Consider the following 18000-nt stretch of genomic DNA (forward strand, 5'->3'; position numbering starts at 1 on the left):
CTGGGACAGCAGCGAACTGCCGATACGTGGAAAGCCCGCCCGCAAAGCGAGCGGGCTTTGAATCCCCTGCTAAACATTTTTTGCAAAATGCGTCAAGAAATGCAGGCTTATCTTGCTCTTAAAGTTCAATAAAGAAAAATCCTTTTATTCCAATGGGTTAACGAACCGTACTTTTTTCTTGTAACCAATTGAAATGATTAACTAATTTTTTACACCACTTTTTTAGGGGCCTTCCGGGCCTCAGCGGGCCGCCCGAAGAGCGCCCAGCGTCCCTGCCCTGGCGGCCATGAGCTCGGCCACCACGGAGACGGCGATCTGCTGCGGCGTGTCCGCGCCGATGCCCAGACCGATGGGGCAGCAGACCTTGTCCAGGGCCGCATCGCTGACGCCCTGCGCACGCAGCGCCTTGTAGACCGAGGCTTTTTTGCTGCTGCTGCCGATCATACCAATATAGAAGGCATCCGTTTCCAGGGCCTGGGCCAGGACCTCACGGTCGAAGCTGTGGCCGCGGGTCATGATGGCCACATAATGGTGCCGGCCGATGCCGCAGCGGGCGGCCAGATCCTCAAAGGCAGGCAGGGTCAGGCAACGCCGGGCCATGGGGAAACGCCGGGGATCGGCGAACTCCGCGCGGTCGTCCACCACGTCCACCACGAAACCGGCGGCATGGGCCAGACGGGCCGTCTCCAGCGACACATGGCCGCCGCCGCAGAGCAGCAGCACCGGCGGCGCATCCAGGGCCTCCACATAGCGTTCCACCAGGCCTTCCCGCACCAGGCCGGGACGACCCTTACGACCGGCCAGCAGGGGGCGGACATCCTCCGCGCCTTCATGCAGGCCCGCCACCAGGGGCCGGCCTTCGGGCAGGGCATCCAGATACAGGTCGCGCACGGGCGCGTCGGCACGGCTCACGTCCAGCAGCCAGATGCCGGTAAGCCCGGCTTTCAGGGCCGCGTCCGCCGCACGGAACAGGGGCGCCTGCGCAGGCATCAGATATTCACAGAGCAGATCCATGCTGCCGCCGCAGATCATGTCGCTGTCGGGGCCAAGACCGGTGAGGTCGCAACGCACCCGGGCGGAGCGTCCTTCCTTCAGGCAGACGTTGGCCGCCTCCACGGCGCGGGCCTCCAGCAGACCGCCGCCCACGGTGCCTTCCAGACCGGCAGCGGTCAGCAGGGCACGGGTACCGGCGGCACGCGGGGCCGAGCCTTCGCGCTCCACCACGGTCAGCAGGACCACGGCCTGCCCTTCGTCCAGCAGCCGGGCCGCACGGGCCTCCAGATTCAGCGGTACGCCCAGGCCATCCACCGGGGCGCTCACCAGCACCGGCGAGGCCGGCGCGTTAGGCATCCTGTCCATCGTCGCCTCCTTTCACATAGCCGCAGCCCTTGGTGGGGCACATGATCTTGACGCTGCCGTCGCGACCGCGCTTCTCCACCAGATAGGAGGAATCACAGCGCGGGCAGGGACCGGGCACGGGCTTGTCCCACAGGGCGAAATCACATTGCGGGTAGCGGTCGCAGGAATAGAAAAGCTTGCCGCGCTTGGTGCTCTTTTCCACCATGCGGCCTTCGCCGCAGCGCGGACACATGACGCCCGTGGCCATGGGCGCGGTATAGTTGCAGTCCGGGTAGCCCGTGCAAGCGATGAAGCGGCTGCCCGTACGGGCGTGCTTGATGACCAGATCCTTGCCGCAGCGCGGACATTCGCCCACCTTTTCCAGTTCGGGCTTCTGCGGGGCCACGATCTCCAGACGGCCGTCCTCGGTGCGCTGGAAATTGCTGGTGAAACGGCAGTCGGGATAGCCGCTGCAGGCCAGGAAGGGCCCGGCCTTGCCGAACTTGATCATCAGGGGTTTGCCGCAGTCGGGGCAGGCCAGATCGGTAGGCAGGCCGCCTTTGACGCTCTGCATGTTCTTGGCGGCAGCCGCCAGCGTGGGGTTGAAATCCGCGGCAAAGGCATGCATCAGGTCCACCCACTGCTGGTCTCCGTCGGCCACCTTGTCCAGCAGGCTTTCCATCTCGGCCGTGAAGCCCACGTCCATGAGATGCGGGAAATGCTGCACCAACTGCTCGCAGACCACGCGCCCCAGATCCGTGGGGATGAAGTGGCGGTCCTGCAGGCTCACGTATTCGCGGTCCTGCAGGGTGGAAATGATGCTGGCGTAGGTGGAGGGACGGCCGATGCCCTGCTCTTCCAGCTCGCGCACCAGGCTGGCTTCGCTGTAGCGGGCCGGGGGCTGGGTGAACTTCTGTTCCTTGTCCAGCTTCTCCAGCTTCAGGGTCTGGCCGGGCTCCAGGGGCGGCAGCTCGGCATCGCCTTCGTCCTTGCCGCGGGGCAGCACGGCCAAAAAGCCGGGGAAGAGCAGGCGCTCGCCCTTGGCCTTCCACTGGGTGCGGCCGCAGGCCACGGTCACCGTGGTGTCGTGGAAGCGGGCCCCGGCCATCTGCGAGGCCACGAAGCGCGACCAGATCAGGCGGTACAGGTTGTACTGGTCCGGGGGCAGGGCCGCCTTGACCATCTCGGGCGTGATGTTCACATCCACGGGCCGGATGGCTTCGTGGGCGTCCTGCGCGCCGCTCTTGGTCTTGTAAACGCGCTTTTTGGCCGGCAAATAATCGTTGCCGAACTCGCGCTGGATGAAGTCGTGCGCCGCCTGCCGGGCCTCGTCGGCGATGCGGGTGGAGTCGGTACGCATGTAGGTGATGAGGGCCGTGATGCTGCCGTCTTCCATCTCCACGCCTTCGTAGAGGCGCTGGGCGATGTTCATGGTGCGCTTGGCCGTGTAGGAAAGGCGCTGGTTGGCGGCCTGCTGCAGGGTGGAGGTGATGAAGGGCGGCTGCGGCGCGCGCTCGCGCTCCTTCTGCTCCACGCTCTCCACCACGAAGGGCTGGCCCTTGAGCTCGGCCTCCAGGGCGTTGGCCTCCTCGGCATTGCGGATCACGGCCTTCTTGCCGCCGATGCGTGCCAGTTCCGCACGCACGGAGGGCGGCACCTCGGCGCCCAGCAGGGCCTTGAACAGCCAGTATTCTTCCGGCTTGAAGGCGGCACGCTCGGCCTCGCGCTCCACGATGAGGCGCAGGGCCACGGACTGTACGCGCCCGGCGGAGATGCCGCGCTTGATGGTCTTCCAGAGCAGGGGCGAGATCTTGTAGCCCACCAGACGGTCCAGCACGCGCCGGGCCTGCTGGGCATCGAAAAGATGCTGGTTGAGCTCGCGCGGATGGGCCAGGGCCTCCTTGACGGCGCGGGCGGTGATCTCGTTGAACTGGATGCGCTTGATGTCCTTGGCCTTGTCGCGGATCAGCTCCGCCACATGCCAGGCGATGGCCTCCCCTTCGCGGTCCGGGTCGGGGGCCAGATAGACGGTGTCGGCCTTGGCTGCGGCGCTGCGCAGCTCGCTGACCACGTTCTTCTTATTGTCGATGATCTCGTACTGGGGGGCAAAATCGTTGGCTTCGTCCACGCCCAGACTGCTGGACGGCAGGTCGCGCACATGGCCCACGCTGGCCTGCACCATGTACTGCGGTCCCAGAAATTTCTTGATGGTCTTCACCTTGGCCGGCGATTCCACGATGATCAGCTGCTTGCCCATGATGTCCCTTGTCCATCCGACTGCCGGACGGCAGTGGCAGGAGTTGAATGAAAAAAGACGGTCCTGTGGACCGTTCATGCTGCCTTGAGGCTGCCCGGAAGGAAAAAGAAGCAGAGGAAAAGCCGGGCTGCCAGGTCCGCGGCAAGGGCCCTCAGGCCTGCCGTGTGCGCGGAGGATACGGCAAAATGCAGCCACGTCAAGCCCGCTACGCCGCCGCAAGGGCTTCGGACGCGCCTTTTCCGACGTCTGGACAGGCCTACCGGCCTGGGATACAACATATAAATGACCGGGATCGTCCTTCTCCTCCAAGGAGCCGCCATGCATCCGCACCGTATCCTGAGCCTGCTTTTCCTCCTGCTTCTGTCCCTGGCCCTGGGGGCCTGCGCCTCGCACGATGCCCGCCCGGCACCGGAACCCGGCGCCCCCCTGCCCGCCGTCACCCTGGAACGAGGCGACAGAGTCTTCGTCAAGATCGAAAACGGCAAGAGCATGACGGAAGACCTGCACTCCATGCTCACGGCCTACCTGCAGAGCGAACGCGGCCTGAACCCGGCCTCGGACGTCAAGGAAGCCGACCTGGTGATCCTGGTGGAGATCCGCGATGTCTGGGCCACCAGCGACGGCAGCCGGGTGAGCGCCGGACGTACGTTGGGCAACGTAGGCACCGGCACCATGCTGGGCGTACTGCTGGGCGGCCTGGTGGACGGGCGCGGCGGCGCCATCGTGGGGGCCGGCATCGGCGCCACGGTGGGCGTGGGCGCCACCCTGCACGACGCGGGCGACAGCTACACCAGCTGGGCCATGGAAGCCGCCGTGGGCACGGCTGCCCGCCGCATCCCCGACAAGGACAGCCTGCATACCGTTGCCGTGACCAGCCGCGGCAATCCCCGCAGCAAGGAAGAGGCCTTTGCCGGACTGGAAGACGCCCTGTGCCGTACCATCCTGGAATCCATCAGGGTCCTGTGATCCGGATACCTGCTTGACAAGGAACCTTTATGAAACCTGGCCATCTTATCGCCATCATCTGCCTTTTCCTCACCGCCTGCACCTCATCATCCGGGGTTATGGAATTTTCCCCCAACCGGTATTCCCTTTCCGTCGATGTCGATAGCGAATTCTATGGACCGACCTCAGCACGCAAGCAGGCCTTTGAAGAAGCTCAAGCATTCTGCCGCAGCAAAGGACAGGCCCTGTCTGTCGACACCATCGACCTCCACAGCAGCAATACCTATACAACCGCGGCCATCGTCTTCCACTGTGTCGAACCATAGCTTTCCGGCCCTGCTGGACATGCCTGTGATTTCTGCGGTATAGGGCTGACCTCGGAGACAGTACCGCGTCCGCTCCGGACGCGCCGGTCCCCCTGCCATCGTGCCCGCTGCCGCGTGGCGTGGGCAGCTCTCCCGCAGGGGCCGCAAGCCCTGTCGCCGTCCCGGAGACGCATGAAAAAAACGCTTTTTCTCCTCCTCGCGCTGCTGTTGCTGCTGCTTCCGGGCTGCAAGCACCGGCAGCCCGCCCCCACCGACATCCAGGTCCTGCGCCAGGGCTCTCTGGCCCCGGCCGACGATGACACCACGCCTGTGGTCTACGTCAGCGTCCGCGACCAGAGCCGCCATGTCTTCGGCCTGCGCGCCGAAGTGGAGCGCCTGCTGCGCGCCGAAAAGTACGACATCACCGACAACCCCAGCCAGGCCGGGTTCATCATCCAGGCCAGCGTGCTGGAAGCCGGCATCACCGACGCCGCATCGGCCCATCGCATGGTCGAAGGCGGCTACGGGGCACCGTCGGAACTTTCCGGCAAGGGCGCGACCCTCGTCCTTTCGGACATCCTGCTGGTGCAGCGCCGCGTCCCCAGCGACAAACGCCCCAAGCGCTTCATGCTCCAGAACGTGGGCAGCCGTAATGCCCGCGGCAGCAGCCAGATGCGCACAGGCCTGCTGGCCCGCCGTGAGTTCAGCGTGGATTCCGGGATCCCGGCCCTCTTCGTGACCCTGCTGGCCAGGGAGATCACCTCGCCCTTCAGCACGGCCCCCCAGGAACAGGCCCCGGCACAGCCGCAGGACGAACGGCGTCCCTGACAGGCACCTGCATCCGGCGCCGGCGCTGGCCCGCAGCGCTGACCTTGGTCCGCCCCGGTACCTTCCGGAGAGGCGGGGCCATCTTTTGCGTCCGTCCGGCAACGGACGATCCGTGCGTGCCTGACGGCCGCCGGGTATGGACGGCGTGTCGAGATAGGGCGGCCTCCCCGGTCCCCTGCCGCGCTGCCGCTTTTCCCGCTGATCCCTTTCCGATCCCCGTCCCCGTCTGGACGTCCGCGCCCAGTTCTGCTAGAAAGCTCCCCCCGTCAGCGTGCCCCGCACCACGGGAATCTTCACCCTCCGCAAGGAAACTGTCATGCGTCTGGATGCTCTTGTCATCAATCTGAACCGCTTCGGGGATCTGCTGCTCAGCCAGCCCCTGCTGCACGACCTGCACAAGGCCGGGCGCAGCACCACGCTGCTTTGTCTGGAAAAATACGCGGACACCGAGGGCCTGCTGCAATTTGCCAGCCCTCTGCTCACCGTGCCTGATCACCTGGTCAGCCCCGAACAGGCCGACGCCACCCGCCACGAACTGCAGGCGTGGGCCGAAAACCTGCGCGCCACCGTGCAGGCCGACCACATCATCAACCTGACGCCCAGCATGCCCGCCCGTCTGCTGGCCACCGCCCTGGCCCCCGCGCCCGAGGCCGTGCTGGGCTTCGGTCTGGATCACAAGGGGCGTCCGCGCGTGGACGGCCTCTGGCCCGCCTTCCTCCATGCCGCCGAGCTGCGCCAGAGCAACGCGCCCTTCAACCTGGCCGACATGTTCCGCATGACCGGCGCTCCCCTGCTGGGCGGCCTTTCCAGCCAGCTGCTCTCCCAGCCCGGCTCCGGCCTGCTCAGCGAACTGGGCACCGAGGCCCGCGAGACGGCCCGCCGCCTGCTGGCCCACGCGCCGGTGATCCGGCACGGCTTCATCGGCATGCAGCTGGGCGCCAGCGAAAAACGCCGCCAGTGGCCGGTGAGTCACTTCGTGGAGCTGGGCAAGCGCATCTGGCAGGAAGAGGGCATCTGCCCCGTCCTGCTGGGCGAGGCCTCGGAACGCCCCCTGGCCGACGAATACGCCCGCCTGACCAGCACCCCCTTCGTGGACGTGGTGGGGCAGACCAATATCTTCGAGCTGGGCGCCGTCCTGCGCGAGATGGCCATGCTGGTCACCAACAATACCGGTACCATGCATCTGGCTGCCGGTCTTGGCCTGCCCCTGCTCTCCATCTTCCTGGCCACGGCCCAGCCCTGCGATACCGGCCCCTACCTGCCCGGCAGCTGCTGCCTGGAGCCCACCCTGCCCTGCCATCCCTGCCCGCATGACCACGACTGCGTCCTGGGCGAGAAGTGCCGTCACCACATCAGCGCCTCCATCGTGGCCGACCTGGTGCTGGCCAAGCTCACCAGCGGCCAGTGGAGCGAAGGCATCACCATCTCGGCCTGCCGTGAGGCCCGCATCTGGCAGACGGCCACCGACTCGCGCGGCTTCATCACCACCACCTGCCTGTCCGACCACAAGGCCGATGACCGCACCCTCTGGCTCTGCCAGCAGCGCGTCTACTGGCGCCGCATCCTGGATGACCTGACCTCCGGGGCCACGGAGCCCACGCCCCTGACCAATGTGCCCCTGAGCATGGCCTGCCCCAACTATTCCAGCCAGTTCGCGGCCCGCGTGGGCAAAGCCCTGAGCCATTGCGCCCACCTGCTCCAGACCCTGCTGCAGGAATGCGCCCCCCTGCCGGAGAGCTTCGATCCCACGGGCCACCCCCTGTGCATGACCATCCTCCAGCACATGCAGTCCTGCCCGGAGCTGGCCAGCATGGCCTTTTTCTGGCACCAGCTCTGCCAGCACTACCAGGGCCGCGGCCCCCGCTTCCTTCAGGCCGTGCGCCTGCTGCACGCTCATATCCTGCGCTGGGCCAAGAGCTTCGATTAAGGCCTGTCATCGGACTTCGCCGGGGACGCGCGTTATTCCATTATCTAGCTGAAACGAAAGAGGCGACCGTCATTGACAGTCGCCTCTTTCTTTTTTCTTTTCGATCATCCTGCATCAAGGGCAGAGAGCAGAATCCGCCAGCCTTCACTGCCCAGATTCCCGGGACTGAGCGTTGGACGCCTTGGATTACGACACTCGATCCGCCGGGGATATGTCGCCAGCCCCGGAACAGCCTCTTCCCATATTTTTTTGCTCCGCAATTGAACGACTAACGCCCTTCTGTTCATTGCAGCGAGCAGGATGCGCCGCGTGAAGTCGAAAGAAGGTAAGAGTGGCATCTTCTTAAATTCTTTTGACTTATATGGATATGCCTGCAAGAGTAAAAAACTATTGGCGCATTTCTTTAAATCAAAATCAATTTCAAAGAGTTTCCTAAATTTATCCACCCAATAATCATATCCCTTGTTCCCTTGTTTAAAACAAGGATTCAAGTGGTAGAATGGATAGTCCTGTGCGGAAAATCCACGCGTATTTTTCATGGCTTGCTGAAATTTTGCATTGCCAAGCATGATAGCCGCATCATCTTCGCTGTATCCCGGATTCAAGTTCAGTAGGACGACAGGTGCGTCCAGACGGCCTGAAAAGGGTTCCGGGGGCAATTCGGTATGCAGCTCATAGGGAGTCCCGGCATATTTCTGGTTGAATGCAGAGACCACTGCCGCATCGGCCTGCAAGACGAAAGGCCGCGCTTCTGGAAGAAGACACCACGGATTATCCATACATCTCCTCGCTCAGGAAAGACGGAATAAAGCGCGCTGGGGAGGGGGTCCCCCGCCCCTCAAGAAATCATATCCTACATCCCCCGCTGCATGGCGGCGCGTACGGCCTGCACCTTGGCGGCGATGTCGGGGGCGCCCACCAGTTCGGAGACCAGGGCGCAGCAGCGGGCCCCGTGCCGGGCCACATCCGTGATGTTGTGTTCCTTGATGCCGCCGATGGCCACAAAGGGAATGCTGATGTTGGCGGCCACCCAGTCCAGATAATCGAAGCCCACCGGGGCCACCACGTCTTCCTTGGTCTTGGTGGCGAAGATGGGCCCCACGCCGATGTAGTCGGCCCCCACGGCCACGGCGGCCTTGGCCTGTTCCGGGCTGTGGGTGGACAGGCCTATGCACATGTTGGGACCCACAAGCTGGCGCACCGCAGGCAGGGGGAAGTCCTCCTGTCCGATGTGCACGCCGTCGGCTTCGGCCAGGATGGCAAGGTCCACATGGTCGTCCACGATGAAGCAGGCCCCGGCCTCGCGGGTCAGGCGGCGCATCAGACGGCATTCTTCCAGCATCTCACCGGATTTCATATGCTTTTCACGATACTGGATGATCTTGACCCCGGCCCCCAGCAGGGCGGAGACCACGGTCTCCAGCGTGCGGCCGCAGGAAAGGCGGGCATCGGTCAGGGCGTAGATGTCGGTCTGGCCCGGCAGGATCACAGGCATGGTCAACTCCTCGCTCCCCGTGGGGGAGCAGCTTTCGTTATTTTCGGCGCGCCAGCCACAGGCGGCGCAGGCAACTCTTGAACAGGCGCCAGGGCCGGAACGAGGTGTGCATCAGCTCGTCCGGCAGGATGAAGCCCGTACTGTCGAAATCTTCGGGCCGGGCCAGCACATAGTCGGGCTGCCAGCCAGCACGGCGGCACCCCGGCGCTTCCCGGCGTTCCAGGGCCGCGCCCAGGGGCGTGCCGGCCAGGGGCAGTCCCAGCACCGCGCACAGGGCCTCGTCCAGGGCCACGGCCGAGGGGCTGGCCCCCAGCAGCCCCAGGGGGAAGGGCTGCCCCTTGCTGGGGCCCGTCACATGCATGGCGGTCAGGCCGTCGGCCACGGCGGCCACCGACGGCAGACCGGCCCAGAGGGCGGCGATGCAGTCGGCGAAAAAGTCGGGCTCCTGTCCCTGCCGCGTATGGATGAGGGCCTTGCGCAGACCGCAGACGCAGCCGAACAGGTTCTTGACCGCCAGAGTCAGACGCATCTGGGAATGGGCCTTGACCCGGGGCAGGGAAAAGATGACGTCGCTTTCCAGCGCCACCCGGGCCACCCCGAAGGAAACGGGCCCGCCCCGGCGCAGGGGCAGCTCCAGGGGACGGGGATCGGCCAGGGACTCCACCCGCAGGCCCAGCGGCCGCAGGGCCTCTTCCACGCCTGTCTGCCGGGCCACGGCCGTGGCCGTCCCGAAACCGGGCGAATCCCCCACCCGCACGCGGGCCCCCTGGTCCAGCAGCCAGCGACAAACGGCGGCCACCACCATGGGGCTGGTGCAGGCCAGGGGCGTGGCCGTCAGCAGATTGGGTTTGACCAGCACATGAGCCGAACGCAGGGAAAAGGACGAGGCCAGGCCCGCGCGGTCGAGAAGGAGGGGCAGGGCCTGGGGCACGGCTCCGCTGTCGGCGGGGGAAAAGCGTTGCAGGGCAACAGCTACCCTGGGGGCAGAGGCCGGGACATCCAGATGGGGGGAAGAAGAGAGGCTCTGGGACATGCGCCCACTATGCCGGGCACGGAAGGGCTTGTAAAGCCGGGCCATCCGCCTGTTCCCGGAAAGGGAAAAAAGCCGCTTTTACCGGGCAGATGCTCTTTTCAACCAGCACATCTTGCGCTATTGCTGGCTTTTCAATGCCATGATGCCCCTGTCCCTTTCCGGCAGGGGCCTTTCCCTGAGGTGGACCATGTATCGCTGCCTGCTCCGTTCCCTGCCCGTTCTCATGCTGCTGACCGTCCTCAGCCTCGTGCCGGCTCTCTCCGGAGACGCCTGCCGGGAGCTGACCTCCCTCGTCGGCCCGACCTGTGCCCTGGCCGATGAAGCGCCCCAGAAAAACGACGGCAAAGCCGACACCAAAAAGGACGACAAGGCCCAGGACAAAAAAGCCGCTTCCAGCGCCCCTGCCGAAGCCGACGCCGCTCCCACGGTGGACCCGCTGGAGAACATCTGGGCCGGCCAGAAGGACATGCTGGACGACATCAACAGCAGCACGCGCGGCCTGGTGCGTGACATCAACAAGCAGGCGGAGACCATGTCCAAGCAGGCGCGGCCCATCGTCGAGGAGGCCCGCCGCCTGCTCCTGCTCATCAACACGTTCAAGAACTGGCCCAACCCGCTGGAAGCCCTGGACCGCCGTATTTCCTTCACCGTGCAGCAGATGCAGCAGGTCATCGATCCCGTGCTGCTGGCCCGCAACAGCGTCAATTCCCTGCTGGAGCGCGTCAATCATCTGGCCGAGAGCCTGCCCGAGACCAAGGATCTGCCGTCCAACGCCGAGATCCGCGAGTACTCGCGTCAGGTCACCAAGGCTCAGAAAAGCCTGACCGATGTCATCAAGCGCTATGATTCCGTGCTGTCGCCCACCCAGGACATGATGGCCGACCTGAAAAAAGCGCAGAAGGACATCGCCACCATGCTGCCCCAGCTGTGGCGGGACTACTACCTGCAAAGCCCGGTGCCCTATCTCAGCCTTGAGACCTGGGAGACCGTGCCCAAGCGCCTGCAATATGTCTGGCAGGGCATCCAGCTGCGCCTGCCCGTGGAGATCCCCGTCAGCGCCGATGACTGGCATACGGCCGGCCTGCGCTTCACCATCTGCCTCTTGCTGGTGCTGTTCACCGGCATGGTGCTCTACCGCCGCTGGCGCAATTCCGAGACCCACGGCGAGGTGGGCCGCCACATGTTCCATGTGAGCCTGCCCTGGATCGGCCTGGGCCTGTCCCTGCTGGCCTCGTCGCTGTCCGCCCACGGCGATGTGTTCCGCTGCTTCCTGGCCCTGGGCAACCTGAGCATCATCATCGGCGAAGTCTTCCTGGCCTGGGACCTGCGCCGCTTGCAGCACCCGGACAAGGCCGCCGTCAACAACCCCCTGTGGCAGCTTATCCCCCTGACGCTCTTTTCCTACATTTTGATCTATCTGCCCCTGCCGCCGGTGGTGACCCTCATCGCCTGGGTGGTGCTCATGCTCCTGCACCGTCTGTGGCGCGCCAAGAGCCACACCCTGGAAGCCAGCACCCAGCTCGAGTCCACCCTCCTGTCGGGCAGCGCCTTCATCTTTTGGGTGACCCTGGTGCTGGCCATCATGGGCCTGCACATCTTCAGTATGGGCCTGTACCTGTTCTACGTTTCCTGCTCGCTGGCCCTGCAGATCAGTGTGGCCAGCATGTCGGCCATCAACCGCTACAATGACCAGCTGCCCGACGAGGGCGGCTCGGCGGCCTTCTCCAGCCTCATGCTGGCCCTGGCCGCGCCGGTCATCCTGCTGCTGGCCATCGGCGGCATGTCCCTGTGGGTCTGCACCCTGCCCGGCGGCCTTTCCCTGTTGCAGGACTTCGTGCTCCAGGGTGTCAATGTGGGTGAGACGCGCTTCAACATGGTGCAGGTGCTGCTCATCATCAGCGTCTTCTTCCTGACCCGTACCGCCGTACGCATGGGCACGCTCTTCCTCTCGCGCATGCCCAGCCGCGGTCTGCGCATCGACCCCACGCTCATCCAGCCTCTGCAGACGGCCTTCACCTACGCCCTGTGGGCGTTCTTCGGCCTGTTCACCCTGCGCTCGCTGGGCATGGAACTGAGCAACCTGGCCATGGTTGCCGGTGGTCTGTCCGTCGGTATCGGTTTCGGCATGCAGACCATCATCAACAACTTCCTCTCCGGCCTGATCCTCATCTTCAGCCGAACCATGCAGGTGGGCGACGTGGTGGAAGTGGGTACCACCACGGGTCGCGTGCGCAAGATCAGCGTGCGCGCCACCATCGTGGAGACCTACGATAACGCCGTCATCTACGTGCCCAACTCCGAGTTCGTGTCCACGCGCCTCATCAACTGGACACGCAACAGCCGTACGGTGCGCCGTGACGTGGTGGTGGGCGTGGCCTACGGCAGCGATACCAGCCTGGTCATGAAACTGCTGGCCTCCGTGGCCAACGGACACAGCGACATCCTCAAGTACCCCGCACCGGTGGTGCTGTTCTCCAACTTCGGCGCCAGCACCCTGGACTTCACCCTGCGTTTCTGGGTGCGGGACTACGATGTCAGCGTCAAGACGGCTTCGGAACTGCTGTTCGAGATCGATCAGCTGTTCCGCAAGCACAACATCGAGATTGCTTTCCCGCAGATGGACGTGCATATCAAGGACATGCCGCCCCGTGCCCGGAGCCCGCGTGACATGGCCACGCGCCCCACGGCGGCCCTGCCCGACTCGCCTGCCGACCGTCGCGCCCCGCGCGGCAGCGCCCGGCCCCAGCGTCCCCTGCGCAACCGCAAGCCCCGTCCCGGCGGCAAGCTGGTGTCGCGGCCCCGGCCTGCGGTCGATGACGACATGCCTACTGATGAGGACCGTCAGCTGACGGCCTGATCCGTGCGCCCATGACGGGGCACAAGCCCCGTCCAACCTCCAGGAGGGAACCATGATCCGCCGCAAGGAAGACCACATCCGCTTCGACAAACAGATCGCCGGAGGCCCGGGCCTGATCCACGCCACCCAGCTCCTCAACGAAGGCGAGTTCTACGACAAGGGACGCCTGTTCAACATCGTGCGCCTGGGGCCCGGCGAGGCCGTGGGCCGTCACCAGCATGTGGGCGACATGGAGGTTTACCACATCCTCAAGGGCCAGTGCCGCTATGACGACAACGGTACCGAGGTCATGCTCCAGGCCGGAGACACGGCCGTCTGTCCCGACGGGGAATGGCATGCCGTCTATAACGACGGCCCCGGCGACATGGAGATGGTCTGCCTGATCCTGTTCACCAAATAGGGCGGCAGAACACCTGTTTGTATCCCGACAAAAAAAGCCACCCGCAAGGGTGGCTTTTCCATACCGTTTATCTACAAGATGCCGCCGCTGTCTGCCCGGTGGCCATCCCGGACACACGCTGTTCCATCGTCATGATGGCGGGGCCGGAGCCCGGGACCATCCCCGTCTGTCAGCGCTCACCGGCACCCATCAAGGAGCCCCATGAAACATACAGGCTGTTCCCTGCTGCTGGCCCTGCTCCTGTGCGGCTGCGCCGCGTCACCAGCTGTCGTCCCCTTCCGCTATGACAACGGCCCCGACTACGTCCGCGAAGGCCTGTACCGCATCGTGGATGATAAGGGCCGCATGGGCTATGCGGACGAGAGCGGCCGGGTGGTGATAGCGCCCCGTTTCGCCTTTGCCTTCCCCTTCGAAGGCGGCAAGGCGAAAGTCACGGACACGGGACAACGCAAGGAAATCCCGGGCTCCGGCGGCGAGCACTGGTCCTGGGAAAGCGATGCCTGGTACTATATCGACACAACGGGCCGAAAGACGGACGAGCCCCAGGCGCGCGACGATACCCCACTGCCGTAAAGGCAGGCACGACCGCCCGTTGCCGCCAGCGGGCCCTTTTACCGGCAGGCCCGGTCCTGCGCGCATCCCCAGATCTGCCCGTGCCCGCCGGTCTGCCCGGGACAGCGTACCCCTTCCTGCCGGCAGCAGCAGAACGCAAACCACACAGGCCCCGTCAGGCAGCAGTCCGCCCAGGTCGCACGCACAGGGCCCATCATCCTCCAGATAGCCGGGAACACAGCAGCCAAAGCGCTAGAAGGCGCGCGGCAGGCTCAGTCCCTGCCCGTCCCGTCCGTCTTCCCCGCAGGGCTTTCCGGCAGCAGACGGGTCTCCAGACTGGCATCCACCGGCACCTCGCGGCTGTAGAGGATCTTGTCCATGCGCACGGTGCCTGTGCCCGCGCCGCGCATGCTGCGGATGTGGCGCACCTCGGCGTAGAGGATGCGCGCCCGGGCCGCGTCCTTCTGCCAGCTCTTGCAGGCCGCCAGCGCCCCGGCCTGGTCCAGGGTGCGTTCCGGCACTTCCTGCCCGGCATGGGCCCGGCGGATGATGACGTGCGAGCCGGGGCCGCCGTCGGTATGCAGCCAGATGTCATGGGCTGCGGCCAGCTTGCGGGCCGCTATGTTGCCCTTGGCGTCACGGCCGCGCAGCAGGGCAAAACCGTCATCACTGACGAAGAGCTGCACGTTGCGCGGCAGGGCCGCACCGCGCAGGGCCCCCAGCGCCACCGTGTTCCTGTCGGGCTTCCCGGCCTCTCCGGCGGCGTGCCCGATACCGCCCAGCAGGGCTTCCTGCCGGGCCGCCTGCACGGTGGCCAGTTCGGCCCGCAGCACGGCACGCCGTTCCGCCAGATGCTCAAGGCCACGCTGGCCGCGCCGGGCCGTATGGAACAGGCGCTCCATGTTGTCCCGCACGCTGCGCCGCATATCCAGCTTCACGGTCTTGCGCGGCGTGTCCCCGTCGCCTTCCTCCGGCGGCGGCAGCACCAGCTCCGGTGCGCGGAAATCCGCAGGCCAGCGCCACAGCCAGGCCTGCAACAGCAGGCCGTCCTCACGGGCGGCGCACATGCCCAGCAGGCGCTGCTCTTCCTCGTCCAGTTTGGCCAGCAGCTGTTCCAGCTTGCGCAGACGGCGCGACAGGGGCAGGGCCGCGGCACCGGCAGCGTCGCGTGCGGCCTTTTCCAGCACCAGCTTCTGCCCGGCCTTCTCCACCAGGCCGAGGATGTCTTCCCCCTGTTCCTCATGCCAGCCCTGGGCCAGGGCATCCGGCAGGGGCCAGGCCGCGATGCGGCAGGAGGGCCGCTCGCTCCCGGCCTTCTCCTCCGCCTCTCCATCCGGCGGCGTGTAGTAGAACACGTCCCCGCCGCCCAGGCGCAGGTCTTCCAGCAGGGCCTGCCGGTCCAGCTCGTCATACAGGGGCAGGGCGCGGCGCAGGGCCGGGGTCAGTACCGGCCAGTCCCGCCAGTGCGCCAGGGCTTCTTCCAGCTCTCCGGGCTCCGGCCAGCGCAGGGATTCTTCCTGCGGGCTGCGGCTCACGGGCAAGAAGCGCACCGAGGCCCCTTCGCGCAAGTCCAGCAGCAGCCAGGTGGCCAGGGGCTCACGCTCCGCGGCCTCGCCGCTCTCCGGTGTCATGTCCGCCATGTCCGGCTGCGCCCCACTTTCCGGGGAAAGGCCGTCCTCTTCGCCTTCCGCCGGGCTCCAAAGCACCATCTGGCGGCGCAGGGCCTCTTCAGCCGCGGCCTCTCCGCCTACCAGCAACCAGAGCCGGCGGCGGCTGAAGCAGCAGACCGTGGCCAGGATGCGGTGCCCGGCCAGATATTTGCGCAGGCGCATGACCGGGGCCGAGGGGGCCCGTCCGGCGGCCAGACGGCTGCGGGAAAGGAAGAGGAAGGGTTCCTTGCGTGCCGCGCGCAGGCACAGCTGGCACTTGCGGCTGCCGCCTGCCTGACCGTAGGTCTGGCCGCGCGTGGCCAGATTGATGTTGAAAGCCAGCAGGCCGGGGGCCGGTTCCTGCACCTTTTCCAGCCAGCCGCCGATGATGCGCGGGGCGAGCTCCTCGCAAAAACGGGAAAAAAGATGGGCGTCCATAGATACTGCCGGGGATGTCCTTACCGGCGCGAAGCCGGGGCAAAAAACAGAAAAACGGGCCGGAGCCCGTTTTTTGTGAAAAGGTCAAAGGATGCCGCGCTCCGGCGGCACAGGTCAGGGATGCGCGCTAGTCGCCGCGCAGATGTTCGTCCTCTTCCTGCTTGGCCTTGCAGTTGATGCACAGACGGGTGACGGGACGGGCCTTGAGACGGGGGATGGCGATCTCTTCGCCGCATTCGTCGCAAATACCGTAGGTGCCGTCGTCGATGCGCTGCAACGCGGACTGGATCTTGCGGATCAGGCGGCGTTCGCGGTCACGGATGCGCAGGGTAAAGGCGCGGTCGGATTCAGCGGTGGCCCGGTCAGCAGGGTCGGCAAAGACTTCATTGCTGTCCGTGAGCTCTTCGATGGTGGAGTCGCCCTTCTGCTTGGCTTCCTCCAGCATGCTGGTGAGGAGCTTGCGGAAATACTCTATATCCTTCTGGTCCATATAAGCCTCCCAAAACTGGCCCTGTAGGCACGATTTTGGCATTGTTGCCCCATAATGAGGAATCGCTCCTCATTACCCGGAAAAAGTCATCTTGTAAAGCGGTACGCGCCTATTCCCCCGCCTCGTCCTCCTGCGGCGGGATGCCGTGCAGGCGTGCTTTCTGCTCGGCACGCAGTTCCTCACGCGCCGGGACCCAGGCCGGTTCCTGCCAGATGCCCTCACGCGAGGGCAGCACCTCGCCCTGCCAGCCGCCGCCCAACCAGCTGGCCCGCACGCCCACGGGAGCGCCCAGGCGCACGGCCTTGCCGGAGTAAGAGGCCATCAGGGCCGCCGCCGCGCGCAGCACCTCTTCCGGCCAGGTACGGCCGCCACAGGCCACGGCCAGAGGGCCGGGGATGTCGGCCAGATGGATCTTGGCATCGTCCTTGCCCAGCACCGTGTGCAGGGCCTGGTTGTCGGCGCTGGTGCGGCCGATGGCCAGCCAGTAGTCCCGGCCGTCCTGCTGCGCCCAGAACTGCCGCCCCAGATTGGAGAGCTTGAAGGCCCGCGTATCGGGCTCGGGCCAGCGGGAGAGCACGGGCCAGTAGCGACGGGCGTTCTCCTTGTCCGCCAGACGGCAGCCGCCGCCGGGCGTGGGAATCTCGGGCAGCTGGTACTTTTTGGCCAGTTCCAGCTGGTCCTTGCGGCCGCGCCCGCTGATGCCCAGCAGACGGGAACGGTCCACGAAGCCTTCCTCCTCGGCGGGGGTGGGCGCCAGGTGCAGGGCGCTCAGGGGACGCAGCAGGATGTCCTGCACCCCGGCATCGCGGCGGATGGCGTTGAGCACGTCCCGGCGCTGCGACATGGGACGCTGCCCCATGACCTCGCCCGTGGCCAGCAGGCGCGCGCCGATGCTTTCCATGTAGAGGCGGGCATGGCGCAGGAGCAGGATCTTGCAGTCCACGCAGGGGTTCATGACCTTGCCGAAGCCGTGGGCCGGGCGGGCGCGCAGCATGGCGCAAAAATCGTCGCTCACGTCCAGGGTGCGGATGTCCAGCCCGTACAGGCTGCTCCAGCGCTCCACGGCGCCGGGATCACCGAAGAAGGGGGAATGGCAGTGCAGGCAGCAGACCCGCAGGCCCTGTTCCTCCAGGACCTTGGCCGCCAGGATGCTGTCCAGGCCGCCGGAAAAAAGTACGACCACATCCACCGGCCGCTGGTCAGCATTGACCATGCCGGGCGCGGCGGGGGTCTGGAAATCGGAGGGAGTGTTCATCATGGCCCGCCTTCTACGCGAAAGCGGGGGCAGGAGGCAAGAGCCCGGCCCGGATTTTCGCAGCTTTTGGATAGGATTTTTTTCGCTCTGCCGCACCGCTGCGGGCCACGCAGGCTGGGGGAGTTCTTGAGGAGCCGCACGCGTGCCGCATCACCTGCCGCGGCGCTCCTTTCCCGTCGGATGAGCGTACCGTTTGACGGCGTGGACCGAAGGCGCTGCGCCGTCCGCTCC

At 65.7% G+C, this 18000-nt stretch carries 15 protein-coding genes; 7 read left to right on the plus strand and 8 right to left on the minus strand.

The features are described 5' to 3' along the window. Positions 1 to 240: 240 nt before the first annotated feature. Together ACQRBR_RS07285 and topA are read right to left on the minus strand one after the other, a co-directional pair. Positions 241 to 1359: an XdhC family protein gene (locus tag ACQRBR_RS07285; protein WP_427812668.1), complete on the minus strand. Its 1119-nt coding sequence runs from the start codon at positions 1357 to 1359 to the stop codon at positions 241 to 243. Next, positions 1343 to 3595 (minus strand): type I DNA topoisomerase, encoded by a 2253-nt coding sequence (gene topA / locus ACQRBR_RS07290; RefSeq protein WP_303880605.1) that lies wholly within the window; start codon positions 3593 to 3595, stop codon positions 1343 to 1345. Before topA ends, ACQRBR_RS07285 begins: the two co-directional genes overlap by 17 nt. Before the next feature lie 318 nt (positions 3596 to 3913). Between topA and ACQRBR_RS07295 the strand changes: the two genes are divergently transcribed. The 4 genes from ACQRBR_RS07295 (at position 3914) to ACQRBR_RS07310 (ending at position 7600) form a co-directional block, all read left to right on the plus strand. Continuing rightward, a complete protein-coding gene (locus tag ACQRBR_RS07295) occupies positions 3914 to 4561 on the plus strand; it encodes a hypothetical protein (RefSeq protein ID WP_303880604.1) in 648 nt (215 codons plus the stop codon). Between the two features lie 29 nt (positions 4562 to 4590). Continuing rightward, the gene (locus tag ACQRBR_RS07300) at positions 4591 to 4866 is read left to right on the plus strand and encodes a hypothetical protein (protein WP_303880603.1); all 276 of its coding nucleotides are present in this window, start codon (positions 4591 to 4593) and stop codon (positions 4864 to 4866) included. Positions 4867 to 5037: 171 nt separating this feature from the next. Beyond that, complete coding sequence (gene traT / locus ACQRBR_RS07305) at positions 5038 to 5673, plus strand: complement resistance protein TraT (protein WP_303880602.1); 636 nt, start codon at positions 5038 to 5040, stop codon at positions 5671 to 5673. A gap of 316 nt (positions 5674 to 5989) precedes the next feature. Beyond that, positions 5990 to 7600 carry a glycosyltransferase family 9 protein gene (locus ACQRBR_RS07310; protein ID WP_303880600.1) on the plus strand — a complete coding sequence of 537 codons (1611 nt, stop codon included), beginning with the start codon at positions 5990 to 5992 and terminating at the stop codon, positions 7598 to 7600. Between the two features lie 104 nt (positions 7601 to 7704). Here ACQRBR_RS07310 and ACQRBR_RS07315 read toward each other — a convergent pair whose 3' ends face one another. The 3 genes from ACQRBR_RS07315 to ACQRBR_RS07325 form a co-directional block, all read right to left on the minus strand. After that, positions 7705 to 8379, minus strand: a complete 675-nt coding sequence (locus tag ACQRBR_RS07315; RefSeq protein ID WP_427812669.1) for a hypothetical protein — start codon at positions 8377 to 8379, stop codon at positions 7705 to 7707. Positions 8380 to 8453: 74 nt separating this feature from the next. Further along, positions 8454 to 9095 (minus strand): thiamine phosphate synthase, encoded by a 642-nt coding sequence (gene thiE, locus ACQRBR_RS07320; RefSeq protein ID WP_303954202.1) that lies wholly within the window; start codon positions 9093 to 9095, stop codon positions 8454 to 8456. A 37-nt stretch (positions 9096 to 9132) separates the two neighbouring features. Continuing rightward, positions 9133 to 10128, minus strand: coding sequence for a DUF362 domain-containing protein (locus ACQRBR_RS07325; RefSeq protein WP_427812670.1), 996 nt, complete (start codon positions 10126 to 10128; stop codon positions 9133 to 9135). A 187-nt stretch (positions 10129 to 10315) separates the two neighbouring features. Between ACQRBR_RS07325 and ACQRBR_RS07330 the strand changes: the two genes are divergently transcribed. From ACQRBR_RS07330 to ACQRBR_RS07340, 3 genes are all read left to right on the plus strand, one after another. Next, positions 10316 to 12985: a mechanosensitive ion channel family protein gene (locus ACQRBR_RS07330; protein ID WP_427812671.1), complete on the plus strand. Its 2670-nt coding sequence runs from the start codon at positions 10316 to 10318 to the stop codon at positions 12983 to 12985. Between the two features lie 52 nt (positions 12986 to 13037). Then, positions 13038 to 13385, plus strand: a complete 348-nt coding sequence (locus ACQRBR_RS07335) for a cupin domain-containing protein (protein ID WP_006008791.1) — start codon at positions 13038 to 13040, stop codon at positions 13383 to 13385. Positions 13386 to 13586: 201 nt separating this feature from the next. Then, positions 13587 to 13958 carry a WG repeat-containing protein gene (locus tag ACQRBR_RS07340; protein WP_303879957.1) on the plus strand — a complete coding sequence of 124 codons (372 nt, stop codon included), beginning with the start codon at positions 13587 to 13589 and terminating at the stop codon, positions 13956 to 13958. Positions 13959 to 14209: 251 nt separating this feature from the next. On the opposite strand, the gene ACQRBR_RS07345 is transcribed toward ACQRBR_RS07340, so the two are convergent. The 3 genes from ACQRBR_RS07345 to ACQRBR_RS07355 all read right to left on the minus strand — a co-directional run bounded on the left by ACQRBR_RS07345 (position 14210) and on the right by ACQRBR_RS07355 (position 17772). After that, positions 14210 to 16024: an NFACT RNA binding domain-containing protein gene (locus ACQRBR_RS07345; RefSeq protein ID WP_427812672.1), complete on the minus strand. Its 1815-nt coding sequence runs from the start codon at positions 16022 to 16024 to the stop codon at positions 14210 to 14212. Between the two features lie 127 nt (positions 16025 to 16151). After that, entirely contained in the window at positions 16152 to 16514 is a 363-nt protein-coding gene (gene dksA, locus ACQRBR_RS07350; protein ID WP_168934659.1) for an RNA polymerase-binding protein DksA, read from the minus strand. A gap of 109 nt (positions 16515 to 16623) precedes the next feature. Continuing rightward, positions 16624 to 17772: a tRNA(5-methylaminomethyl-2-thiouridylate) methyltransferase gene (locus ACQRBR_RS07355; RefSeq protein ID WP_321128141.1), complete on the minus strand. Its 1149-nt coding sequence runs from the start codon at positions 17770 to 17772 to the stop codon at positions 16624 to 16626. Positions 17773 to 18000: the final 228 nt, after the last annotated feature.

It is taken from the genome of Desulfovibrio sp. SGI.133 (genome assembly GCF_050313955.1).
Classification (GTDB): domain Bacteria; phylum Desulfobacterota; class Desulfovibrionia; order Desulfovibrionales; family Desulfovibrionaceae; genus Desulfovibrio.